General features: G+C 11.7%; 14 protein-coding genes. 6 read left to right on the top strand and 8 right to left on the bottom strand.

What is annotated here, in order from left to right; translation table 11 throughout:
• Nucleotides 1-789, top strand: coding sequence for a hypothetical protein (locus A353_RS01040; protein ID WP_014887347.1), 789 nt, complete (start codon nucleotides 1-3; stop codon nucleotides 787-789).
• A 68-nt stretch (nucleotides 790-857) separates the two neighbouring features.
• The gene (locus A353_RS01035; protein WP_014887346.1) at nucleotides 858-1,061 is read left to right on the top strand and encodes a cold-shock protein; all 204 of its coding nucleotides are present in this window, start codon (nucleotides 858-860) and stop codon (nucleotides 1,059-1,061) included.
• A 32-nt stretch (nucleotides 1,062-1,093) separates the two neighbouring features.
• Here A353_RS01035 and A353_RS01030 read toward each other — a convergent pair whose 3' ends face one another.
• Genes A353_RS01030 through A353_RS00995 form a run of 8 tightly spaced genes read right to left on the bottom strand, consistent with a single transcriptional unit; the run spans nucleotide 1,094 to nucleotide 7,668 of the window.
• A complete protein-coding gene (locus A353_RS01030; RefSeq protein WP_014887345.1) occupies nucleotides 1,094-1,645 on the bottom strand; it encodes a hypothetical protein in 552 nt (183 codons plus the stop codon).
• A complete protein-coding gene (locus tag A353_RS01120; protein ID WP_014887344.1) occupies nucleotides 1,639-2,376 on the bottom strand; it encodes a glycine--tRNA ligase subunit alpha in 738 nt (245 codons plus the stop codon). Before A353_RS01120 ends, A353_RS01030 begins: the two co-directional genes overlap by 7 nt.
• Nucleotides 2,373-3,110, bottom strand: a complete 738-nt coding sequence (locus tag A353_RS01020; protein ID WP_014887343.1) for a diaminopimelate epimerase — start codon at nucleotides 3,108-3,110, stop codon at nucleotides 2,373-2,375. The genes A353_RS01120 and A353_RS01020 overlap by 4 nt, the downstream gene beginning before the upstream one ends.
• A complete protein-coding gene (locus A353_RS01015) occupies nucleotides 3,103-4,296 on the bottom strand; it encodes a type III PLP-dependent enzyme domain-containing protein (RefSeq protein ID WP_014887342.1) in 1,194 nt (397 codons plus the stop codon). Before A353_RS01015 ends, A353_RS01020 begins: the two co-directional genes overlap by 8 nt.
• The gene (locus A353_RS01010; protein WP_014887341.1) at nucleotides 4,289-5,638 is read right to left on the bottom strand and encodes a lyase family protein; all 1,350 of its coding nucleotides are present in this window, start codon (nucleotides 5,636-5,638) and stop codon (nucleotides 4,289-4,291) included. Before A353_RS01010 ends, A353_RS01015 begins: the two co-directional genes overlap by 8 nt.
• Nucleotides 5,635-6,087, bottom strand: coding sequence for a peptide deformylase (gene def / locus A353_RS01005; RefSeq protein WP_014887340.1), 453 nt, complete (start codon nucleotides 6,085-6,087; stop codon nucleotides 5,635-5,637). Before def ends, A353_RS01010 begins: the two co-directional genes overlap by 4 nt.
• The gene (locus tag A353_RS01000; protein WP_014887339.1) at nucleotides 6,080-6,976 is read right to left on the bottom strand and encodes an aminotransferase class IV; all 897 of its coding nucleotides are present in this window, start codon (nucleotides 6,974-6,976) and stop codon (nucleotides 6,080-6,082) included. The genes def and A353_RS01000 overlap by 8 nt, the downstream gene beginning before the upstream one ends.
• A complete protein-coding gene (locus A353_RS00995) occupies nucleotides 6,973-7,668 on the bottom strand; it encodes a hypothetical protein (protein ID WP_123912607.1) in 696 nt (231 codons plus the stop codon). The genes A353_RS01000 and A353_RS00995 overlap by 4 nt, the downstream gene beginning before the upstream one ends.
• On the opposite strand from A353_RS00995, the gene A353_RS00990 reads away from it, so the two are divergent.
• From A353_RS00990 to A353_RS00975, 4 genes are read left to right on the top strand one after another with little or no spacing between them, the layout of a single operon-like run.
• Nucleotides 7,651-8,415, top strand: a complete 765-nt coding sequence (locus tag A353_RS00990; RefSeq protein ID WP_014887337.1) for a cytochrome ubiquinol oxidase subunit II — start codon at nucleotides 7,651-7,653, stop codon at nucleotides 8,413-8,415. The genes A353_RS00995 and A353_RS00990 overlap by 18 nt on opposite strands.
• Nucleotides 8,412-10,217 carry a cbb3-type cytochrome c oxidase subunit I gene (locus A353_RS00985; protein ID WP_014887336.1) on the top strand — a complete coding sequence of 602 codons (1,806 nt, stop codon included), beginning with the start codon at nucleotides 8,412-8,414 and terminating at the stop codon, nucleotides 10,215-10,217. The genes A353_RS00990 and A353_RS00985 overlap by 4 nt, the downstream gene beginning before the upstream one ends.
• On the top strand, nucleotides 10,210-10,722 hold the full coding sequence (locus A353_RS00980; protein ID WP_014887335.1) for a cytochrome c oxidase subunit 3 family protein: 513 nt from the start codon (nucleotides 10,210-10,212) through the stop codon (nucleotides 10,720-10,722). Before A353_RS00985 ends, A353_RS00980 begins: the two co-directional genes overlap by 8 nt.
• Nucleotides 10,689-10,955, top strand: a complete 267-nt coding sequence (locus tag A353_RS00975; RefSeq protein WP_014887334.1) for a hypothetical protein — start codon at nucleotides 10,689-10,691, stop codon at nucleotides 10,953-10,955. The genes A353_RS00980 and A353_RS00975 overlap by 34 nt, the downstream gene beginning before the upstream one ends.
• Nucleotides 10,956-11,004: the final 49 nt, after the last annotated feature.

Here is an 11,004-nt window from a genome sequence, read left to right as displayed (position 1 = left end):
ATGTTTTTATTAAAAAAATATAACTTTGAAATAAATAAAAATATTTTAGAAATAAAAAAAAATTATTTAATTTTTATTAAAAAAATAAAAAATAAAATTTTTTTTAAAAAAAAAAAAAAAAAAAATAAAAATTTAATTTTATCATATTTTTGTTCATTTTGTTTTCATAAAAAATTTAATTATTTATTATTTTTGAATTTTAATTTTTTTAATAAAGATTTTGTTTTTTATAAAAAATATTTTTTTAATATTTTATATGAAAAAGATACTTTTATTATTAATTGTTATAAAAATATATTTTTTTTAAAATACTTTATTCAAATAATTAATTATAAATTACATTTTAAAAAATTTTTTTTATTTAATAAATTTTATTCTATTTTTTTTAAAAAAAATTTAATTTTTAATTATAATAAAAGTAATGTTTTTTTTAAAAAAATAAAAAAAGTTAATTTTGTTTTTTTTTATTTAAATTTGAAAAAATACAAAAAAAAATTATACTTTTTTTTTAAAATAAATATAAAAATTATTATTTTTGTTTTTAATAATTTTTTTTTTATTAAAAAAATAAGAAAAAATATTTATGTTAAAACTAAAATTTTTTATAAAATAGGAGAAGATTTTTCTTCTTATATAAAATTTATATATTTAAAAAAAAAATTTATTAATAATAAAATAAAAATTAATTATTGTTTAAAGAATAAAATAATTAAAATTAATACAATTAATAAAAGCGTTTTTAATGAAAAATATTTAAAAATATTTCATTTATTAGAAATCACATTGTAAAACTGTTTTTTTTTTTTTTTATATTTTTAATATAATTATATAAATAAATGTTTTTACAATAATAAAATATGTCAACAGGAACAGTAAAATGGTTTAATGATACAAAAGGATTTGGATTTATATCACCAGATGATGGTGGAGATGATTTATTTGTTCATTTTTCAGAAATTAAATTAGAAGGTTTTAAATCTTTACAAGATGGGCAAAGAGTAAATTTTGAAGTTACTCAAGGTAAAAAAGGCTTACAAGCTTCTAATGTAAAAATTATATAATTTTTGCCTATAGTGTTCTATAGGTTAATTAATTATATAATTTTATTTAATAATATATTATTATAAAATAATATTTTATTAAAATTTATATTTTTTTTTAATAAAATAAAATTAATATTTTTTTTAATTAAATAATAATTTAAAATAAAATAATAAGAAAAAAAAATTACTTTAGAAGTTTCTAAATTATTAAAATTTTTTTTATAAAATCTTTTATTTTTTTTTTTTGAAATTTTAAAATTTTTTAAAAATATAATATTATTAAATTTAATTTTATAAAAATAATTTATTATTTTTTTAAAAAATTTAAAATAATTATTTAAATAATTTTTTTTATTTTTAAAATTAAAAAAATTTTTAATTATATATAATTTAATATAATATTTTAAAAAAAAAATATACAATATATATAAAAAATTTTTTTTATTATTAAGGAAAAAATATTTTTTATATTTAATGTTAAATAATTTTAAATTATTATTTTTTTTAATTTTTATTTTCAAATTTATAATTTTTAATTTAAAATAAATATTAAAAAAAATATTTTTTTTAAAAATTTTTCTTTTAATAAAATTTTTTAACATATTAAATTAATAATTTTTTCTGAAATTTTTTTCAAAATATTTATAATTTTTATTCTATTATAATTATTGTTAAAATAAAATTCATCTAATAAATTGAATATATTTGTAATTTTTACATATAAATAATAAGAAATTAAAAAATTTTTTTTTTTTAAATTTAAATAACACAAAAAAAATAAAAAAATCATTTTTTTAAAATTTATTTTTAAAAATAAATTATTAATAGCATTAAATTTTTCATAAATAAAATTTATTATTTTATTTTTTTTTATTCTTTCTAAACCATAAGTAATTTCTAAAATTGGATTATACAATTTTTTATTTCCAAAATAATTAAATAATGTTATTTGACTAATTTCTATATTTAAAAATAAACATTCATATCCAATTCCTTTTGCTCCTAAAAGAGGTGATTTCCAGTTATCTTTTTTAAAAATAATTTTATTTAAATAAAAAATTGATTCTTTATATAAATTTAAAAAATTAATTGATATTGGATTACAAATAACTTGTATTTGTTTATGTATTGAAAGTTTATTTTTTTTTTTTATATAAGAATCAAATTGTCTATAACAATCTTGAATAAAAAATAAGTAAAAATAATTATTTTTTAATAAAAATTTAACATTTAATAAATTATATGTTGCTGCACCTGAAAAATTATTTTTACAATATATTTTTAAATAAAATTTATTTTTCCAATAAAAAAAAATTTTATTAATTATATTCATATTTTACCAAAAAAACAAAAATTAACTTTTCCATATATTGATATAAATTTTTTAATAAAAATAGTATAACATTCTCCTCCGATAGAATTTATTTTATAATTATTTTTTAATAATTTTTTTTTTATACAAAAAGAAGAACTAATTATTCCTGATCCACATGAATATGTTTCACCTACACCTCTTTCAAAAATTCTAATAAAAAAATTATTTTTGTTTAATAATTTTAAAAATTCAATATTATAACAATCACCGAAATATTTTTTTATTTTTATATAAATTTTTTTTAAATAAATAGAATTAATGTTTTTTATAAATAATATAATATGTAAATTTATTAAATTAACAAAATAAACTTTTAAAAAAAAATTTTTTATTTTAATAAATAAAAATTTAATTTTTGAAATTTTATAAATCGTGTAAATATTTTTACTTTTAAAAGAATAAATATAATTTTTTTTTAATTTAAAATTTAAAAAAAAATTTTTTTTTTTAATTAAAAAAAACCAAGACAAACATCTTATACCGTTTCCACAATTTAATGCTTCTGAAAAATTATTATTAAAAATTTTTATATTTATTATATAATTAATAAAATTTATATTTTTTATAATTAAAATTTGATCACAGTTTAAATTTACTTTATTTAATATTTTTTTAAAAAAAATTATTTGTTTATTTTTAAAAAAAACTAAAAAATTATTACCACAAGCATGAATTTTAAAAAAATTATTCATAATTATTTATTAAATTTTTAAATTTTTCTTTTTTAAAAATTATTTTTATTTTATTATTACAAATAATTACTTCAAAAATTTTTTTTTTTGAATTATAATTGTTACTCATTGTTTTACAATAACTTCCCATTGAATAAAATATTAATAAAGAATTATTTTTTACTTTTATTTTTTTACTTAAAAATTTATCACTTGATTCACATATTGGACCAAAAAAAAATGATGTATTTTTACCTAAATTTAAAGATTCAATTTTATGAAATGAATTATACAAAGAAGGTCTTAAAACATCATTCATTCCTAATTTGTTAATACAAAAAAAAATTTTTTTATAAAATTTTATATAATTTGATTTAGAAATAATAACACATGAATTACAAAAAATATATCTTCCAATTTCAATAATAATTTTAGTTTTTAAATTATATTTTTTAATTAATAAATATATTTGATTATAATATTTATAAAAATTAATAATATTTTTATTAAAATAATAATTAACGCCTAACCCACCACCTATATCTAAATATTTATATTTTTTATTTATATATAAAATATTAATTAATTTCAATAATTTTTTTAAAGGGTTTATTTTTGTTAATTGTGATCCAATATGAAAATCATATCCTAAAATATTAAATTTTAATATTTTATTTAAATAAAATAAATTTTTTAAATGAAATAAATTAATACCAAATTTATTTAAATTGGTTCCAGTAGTTATTTTTTTATGAGTTTTTGCATCAATATTAGGATTAATTCTAATCATTATATTAATATTTTTTTTATATTTTTTTTTTAAATAATATAATTTTAAAATTTCTTGAATTGATTCTATATTAATACTAAATATTTTTAAATTTAAAGAAATTAAAATTTCTGATAAATTTTTACCACTACCAGAAAAAACAATAAATGGTTTTTTTTTTGAAATTAAAATTATTTTTTTTAATTCTTCAATTGATACAATATCAAATTTAAAAAAAAAATTATTTATTAATTTTAATAAAAAAATATTATCATTAGATTTTACAGAATAAAAAAAAAAAAATTTTAATTTTTTTATAAAAAAAAAGTTAAAAATTATTTTTTTATAATTATAAATATATAAAGGTAAATCAATTTTTTCTAAAAAAAAATTTAATTTTACTTTATCAAAAAAAATATTTTTTTTATATTCAATCATTAAATTTTAAAATTATATTATTTAAAAAAAATTTTGCTCTTTGTATAGCTTTTATTACTTGTTTTGGGTTAGTAAACCCATAAAAATTATTTTTATTTATAGAACCTTCTATTGAAATATAATAAAAAATATCATTTTGAAATAAATAATTTATTGATTTTAATTCTTTTAATGAAATATTAAAAAAATTTATTTTATTTTTTTTACAATAAATTTCGCAATTTTTAAAAATTAAATAAGAATTTTCAAAATTTAAACCTTTTTTAATTAAATAACTTATTATATCATTTTTAACACAATAATTTTCTAACATATATATATAAATATATCTTTTATTAAATTTTAAAATGGGTAAAATAATTCTAAAATAATTTAAAATACTTTTAATTGTATAAATATTATCAAACAAACTTTCTTTATCTTCTTGATAATTGTTATAAGAAATAGATTGAGATTGTAATATTGTTAATATATTTATAGAATTTCCATAAATTCTACCTATTTTTGATTTTATTAATTCTAAAATATTTATTTTATTATATATTATATTATTGTAAAAAATAGATAATTCTGATAAAATTATAAATTTATTTTTTTCGTTATTAAAAAATATTAAATCTTCGCAAATTTTTGATAAATGTATTATTAAATTATTACAAAAAAAAAAAAAAAAAATTATATAATCCTTATTATTTACTGAATCAATATAATTTTCTGTTAAATATTTAAAATTTAATATTTTTTTAAATATATGTTTATTTATATTATAACTATAATTAGTTAAAAAATTTATATCTATAAATAAATTATTGCAATTTTTTTTACAATTTAATAAATTATCATGATCTCTTTTAAACATTTCATTCCATGATAACAAATAATGACCTATTGTGATTGGAATATTTTTATTTATATAAATTAATCCTAATAAAGGTATATCGAAAAATTTTTCTGATAAAAAAATTATACATTTTCTAATAAAGATTAATAGAATATTAATTTTATTTATTTCTTCTTTTAACATTATTTTTATAACAATATTTTGAAAATTTTTATTTTTTTTAAAATAAATTTTATTTCCTAAATCACCATTAAACTTTATTATTTCATTTTCTATAAATAAATGTATATTTTCAATATTTAAATTAAATTTTTTTTTTATTAAATACAAAGAATTTAATAATTGTTTTTTTTCTAAATTATTTATATAATTTATTAAATATAAACTTTTAATATATGAAGTAATTACTTTTATTTCATAATTAAATAAAAAAATATTAGTATTAAATAAATTTAAATGTACTTTTATATTAAAATTAATTTTTGAAAAAAAATTTTTCATTTTATTATTATATTATAATAATCTAAAATTAAAATTCCAAATAAATGATCTATTTCATGTTGAATACATCTTGAAATTAAATTATTAAAAATTTTTTTTTTAACAATATTATATAAATTTATATATTTTAATAATATTTTTTCTGGTCTAATCATGCTTGAATAAAAATTAGGAATTGATAAACATCCTTCATTACTAATAGTACATAATTTACTTTTTTTTAAAATTAATGGATTTATTATAATTATAGGTTTATTTTTTTTTATACTTAAAATAATAATCATATTGTTAATATTTAATTGTCTTGAAGATATACCTATTCCATTTTTTTTATACATAATAATTATCATTTGTTTAATAAAATATAATTTTTTTATTTTATTATAATTTAATTTTTTTTTACAATTAATTCTTAATCTTTTATCATTAATTTTAATAATTTTAAACATATTTTTTTATAAAAAAATGTAATAATTTATAAAAAAAATTTTTTTTATATTTTAGAATTTTATTTTTATATAAAATTAAATTTATTATTTTATAATAAGCTGCTGTTCCGCAAGAAATAATTTTTTTTGAATTATTTATTTTATTAAAATTAATATTTAATTTAAAAATTTTTTTTTTAAATTTTAAAAAATATAAAAAAAAAAATTTATTTATTCCAGGTAATATATTTTTATTATTAGGAGATAATATTAATTTTTTTTTATAAATTATAAAATTAGAAGTACCAATTTCTTCAAAAAAAAAATTATTTACATGTATATAATCATCAAAATTATATTTTTTAATATAATAATTATTAATTATATTAATAATATAGTTACTTCCTATTTTATAATTTCCGTAATTATCTATTATTCTTTTAGAAAAAACAGATTTTATATTTAAAAAAATATTTTTAGTAAATAAAGGAGTACAAAATATTGTTAAAAAAAATTTTTCTGAAGTTTTTACACCAATATTTTTACTAATTCCTAAAATAAGAGGTCTTAAATATAAGTAACCTATTTTAATATTAGGAATATATTTAAAATTTAATATAGATAAAATTTTTATTATATTTATAAAATAAAATAAATTTATAATAGGAGACATTATTAATTTACAACTTTTTTGAAATCTGTTTGAATTTATATTAATTTTTTTTATTTTTATTTTTTTTTTTTTTAAACAAACTTTTATTCCTTCAAAACATTGTTGAGAATAATTAATACATGTTGCTCCTTCATTTATATTTATATTATTATTTTTTATAAAAAAACCTAAACACCATTTTTTTTTCCAAATTTTAATAAATCTATATTTTAATTTTTTATATTCAAATTTTTTCATTTATAAAAAAATTTTTTTAAATAATTTTTATAACTTTTTGTTTTTTTTATAATTTTTTTTTTATTTTTTCTTAAAATTAATATTTTTATAATATAATTATAAATATTTATTATAAAAAATTTATTTTTTATATAATTATTTTCTAAAATTAAAATTTTTTTATAAAAAAAATTTTCTGTTTTTTCTAAAAATAAATTTGATAAATCATTATTATAACTAAAAAATGAAAAATTATTAAAATCGATTAAACTTGTAATAAAATTACCATTAATTAAAATATTATCTTTAAATATATCATTATGAGAAAATATTTTTGAATTATGTTTATTAATTATAAAAAATTTAATAAAATTTTTATTTTTAAATAAAAATAATTTCAAAATATTTTTTATTTTGTTTTTTATTTTTAATTTTGAAATTATAAAAGATAATTTTAAACAAATATTAAATTTTGTAAAAAAAAACATAACACCATTTATTTTTTTATATAATAAAACATTTTTATGATTAAAAATTATCTTAGTTATATAATTAAAATTATTTTGTATAATTTTTATATTATTTAAAAAAAAATTATTAATAATAGAAAAAAAAAAGGTATTTTTTTTTTGAAATAAAAAAAAATTTTTACTATTAGTTCCAAATAAAATTTTTTTTATTTTATTAATAAAAAAATGTTTTTTAAAAATCATATAAAAATAATAAATAAAATACATTTTTTAGGATTAAATAGAATTTTAGAAAATAAACTATTACTAAACACTATTTATTTAGTTTTAATAATTTTAGTATTTATATTAATAATATTTAATTATATATATAAAAATAAAAAAAATACAATTTTTTTAGTTGATTCATTAATAATAGAAAATATAGTTTGGATTTTTCCAACTATAATAATATTATTATTAAGCATTTATACTATTAAAAGTTGTTTTTTTTTAAACCCTTTTAAAAATATCTATTTAAATATAAAACCTTTAATAGTTGAATGTATTTCTTTAAATTGGAAATGGTGTTTTATTTTTCCAAAACAAAAAATTTTAACAATTAATGAAATTTGTTTACCAATTTGTGTTCCAATAAAAATATATTTATTATCTAATAATGTAATGAATTCTTTATGTATTCCAAAAATTGGTTATCAAATGTATTGTATGAATAATTGTATTAATTATTTTTATTTTATAATATTAAAACATGGTTTAGCACATGGTTTAAATACAAATTATAATGGTATAGGTTATAATTATATGAGATTTAATTTATTTTTTGTTATTAAAAAAACATTTTTTGAATGGGTTAAAAATATTAACAAGTCTTTATTTATAAATATTTTATTTTTTAATAAAATTATAAAAGAAGGTTATTTAAATTTTTCTAAATTTTTTAATATAAGAAACAATAAAATTTTTTTTTCAATAATAAAAAAAAAATGATTTTAGGAAGATTAAATTTTAATGTAATTCCAATTAAAGAAAGTATAATTGTTGGTTTAATCATTATTATTATAATAATAATAGGAATTTTTTTTCCTTTTTTAATTTCTTTTAAAAAAAAAATTAAAAAATATTTTATTTCGTATGATCATAAAAAAATAGGTAAATTATATTTGATTATTTCTTTTATAATGTTAATAAGAGGATTTACAGATGCTGTAATGATGAGATTACAACAAATTTTAAGTTATAATCATAATGGATATTTATCTTTAAATCATTATAGTCAAATTTTTACAGCTCATGGTGTGATCATGATTTTTTTTGTTGCAATGCCATTTATGATAGGAATAATGAACATTATTATTCCTCTTCAAATAGGTTCAATAGATGTAGCATTTCCATCCTTAAATTTATTAAGTTTTTGGTTAACTTTTTTTTCTATAATATTAATTAATATTTCTTTATTATTTGGAGAATTCTCGAAAATAGGATGGTTATCATACCCACCATTATCAGAAATTACATTTAGTCCATGGGTTGGAGTTGATTATTGGATTTGGAGTTTACAAATATCAGGTATTTCAACATTATTAACATCAATAAATTTTATTACAACTATAATTAAATGTAGAAAAAAAAATATTACTTTTTTTAAATTACCAATATTTATATGGACTTGTTTTTGTTCTAATATATTAATTTTAATTTCATTTCCAATATTAAATATATTAATTACATTATTATTTTTAGATAGAAATTTTAATTTTCATTTTTTTTCAGCATTTTATGGTGGACAACAAATATTATATTTAAATTTAATTTGGGCTTGGGGGCATCCTGAAGTATATATATTAATTCTTCCTTCATTTGGAATTTTTACAGAAATATTATCAAATATTTGTAAAAAAACTATATTTTCTTATAATTCTTTAATATATGCAACAATATCAATAACAATATTATCATTTATAGTTTGGCTTCATCATTTTTTTACAATGGGTTCTGGGTATAGTAATAATATTTTTTTTAGTATATCAACAATGATTATTGCAATTCCAACAGGTGTTAAGATTTTTAATTGGATTTTTACTATATTATATAGTAAGAATAAATCTTCTCCATTATTTTTTTGGTTTATATCTTTTATAATTATATTTTCAATTGGTGGTTTTTCGGGGATTATTTTATCTATACCTAATTTAGATTACATATTTCATAATTCAATGTTTTTAATTGCGCATTTTCATTCTGTTATAATAGGTGGTGTTTTATTTGGTTATTTAGCAGGTTTAAATTATTGGTTTCCAATAATATTTAATAAACAAAATTATAATTTTTTATCATACATTAATATTTTTTTTTGGTTTATTGGAGTTATATTAACTTTTTTTCCATTTTATTTATTAGGATATTTAGGAATGTATAGAAGAAATTCTATTTCCTACAATTTAAATTGGTATAAATTATTATTATTATCTTTTATAGGAAGTATTTTTATATTAATTTCTATAATAACACAAATTATAAATTTATTATTTAATAAAAAAAATTTATCATTAAATAATTATGAACAATTATTTATAAATAATCATATATTAAATAATAATAATTTTTTTTATAAAAAATATTTTTTAAAAAATTATTTTTTTAAAACAAAACATAAAGAAAGTTATTATCCTTTTTTAATTTCTTTTATTTTATTTCTTTTTTCTTTTTTTATTATTTGGTGGATTTGGAAATTTGTTTTAATTTCATTTTTATTTTTAATAATTTTAATAATTTTATACTTATATGAATAATATTAATAAAAATATTTTAGGATTTTGGTTATATTTAATTAGTGATTGTATAATTTTTTCAATATTATTTATTTCATATTTAAATTCAAATGATTTTTTTTATAAACATATAATATATAATTATAGAATTATTTTAATAGAAACAATAATATTATTAATTTGTAGTTATTTATCTATTTTAATAATGAAAAAAAAAAAAATTAAATATTGTTATTTAAATTTAATATTTTCAATATTATTTTTATTAATAGAGTTTAAAGATATATATCATTTAAATTATATAAATATAAATTATAAAACAAATAATTTTTTGTCAAATTATTTTTTTATAATTTTTTTTCATGGAATTCATGTTATAATTTCAATTTTAATATGTATAAATTTAATTATTTTAAAAAAAAATAAAAAAAAATTTAAATTAATCAATATTTATTATTCTTTATTTTGGCATTTTATTCACATTGTTTGGTTATGTTTAATTTTTATAATTTACATAAAAAAATAATTTTTAAAGAGAAAATTTTTCTTTTATCATCTTTATTAACGATTTTTTTTTATTTTTATAAAAATATAATTAATTTTTTTTTTATAATTCATTTTTTTATTCAAATAATATATTTTTTAAAAATAAATTCTTTTAAAAAAAAAATAAATATTATTATTATTTTATTTTTTTTTTTTATATTTTTTATATTGTTTTTAGGAATAAAATGGATTTTAATTAATTCATTAAAATAACGCTATTTTTTAATATATATTTTTTTGAAAAAGATAAAATTTTTCTTTT

The organism is Candidatus Carsonella ruddii HC isolate Thao2000, assembly GCF_000287275.1.
The sequence above is the reverse complement of the archived record's forward strand: the minus strand, read 5'-3'. Positions and strand labels throughout refer to the sequence as shown.

What these genes read in the sequence shown, in the direction of transcription:
- A353_RS01040 (WP_014887347.1), top strand. Translation starts at nt 1, where the DNA reads ATGTTTTTATTAAAAAAATATAACTTTGAAATAAATAAAAATATTTTA.
- A353_RS01035 (WP_014887346.1), top strand. Translation starts at nt 858, where the DNA reads ATGTCAACAGGAACAGTAAAATGGTTTAATGATACAAAAGGATTTGGA.
- A353_RS01030 (WP_014887345.1), bottom strand. Translation starts at nt 1,645, where the DNA reads ATGTTAAAAAATTTTATTAAAAGAAAAATTTTTAAAAAAAATATTTTT.
- A353_RS01120 (WP_014887344.1), bottom strand. Translation starts at nt 2,376, where the DNA reads ATGAATATAATTAATAAAATTTTTTTTTATTGGAAAAATAAATTTTAT.
- A353_RS01020 (WP_014887343.1), bottom strand. Translation starts at nt 3,110, where the DNA reads ATGAATAATTTTTTTAAAATTCATGCTTGTGGTAATAATTTTTTAGTT.
- A353_RS01015 (WP_014887342.1), bottom strand. Translation starts at nt 4,296, where the DNA reads ATGATTGAATATAAAAAAAATATTTTTTTTGATAAAGTAAAATTAAAT.
- A353_RS01010 (WP_014887341.1), bottom strand. Translation starts at nt 5,638, where the DNA reads ATGAAAAATTTTTTTTCAAAAATTAATTTTAATATAAAAGTACATTTA.
- def (WP_014887340.1), bottom strand. Translation starts at nt 6,087, where the DNA reads ATGTTTAAAATTATTAAAATTAATGATAAAAGATTAAGAATTAATTGT.
- A353_RS01000 (WP_014887339.1), bottom strand. Translation starts at nt 6,976, where the DNA reads ATGAAAAAATTTGAATATAAAAAATTAAAATATAGATTTATTAAAATT.
- A353_RS00990 (WP_014887337.1), top strand. Translation starts at nt 7,651, where the DNA reads ATGTTTTTTAAAAATCATATAAAAATAATAAATAAAATACATTTTTTA.
- A353_RS00995 (WP_123912607.1), bottom strand. Translation starts at nt 7,668, where the DNA reads ATGATTTTTAAAAAACATTTTTTTATTAATAAAATAAAAAAAATTTTA.
- A353_RS00985 (WP_014887336.1), top strand. Translation starts at nt 8,412, where the DNA reads ATGATTTTAGGAAGATTAAATTTTAATGTAATTCCAATTAAAGAAAGT.
- A353_RS00980 (WP_014887335.1), top strand. Translation starts at nt 10,210, where the DNA reads ATGAATAATATTAATAAAAATATTTTAGGATTTTGGTTATATTTAATT.
- A353_RS00975 (WP_014887334.1), top strand. Translation starts at nt 10,689, where the DNA reads ATGTTTAATTTTTATAATTTACATAAAAAAATAATTTTTAAAGAGAAA.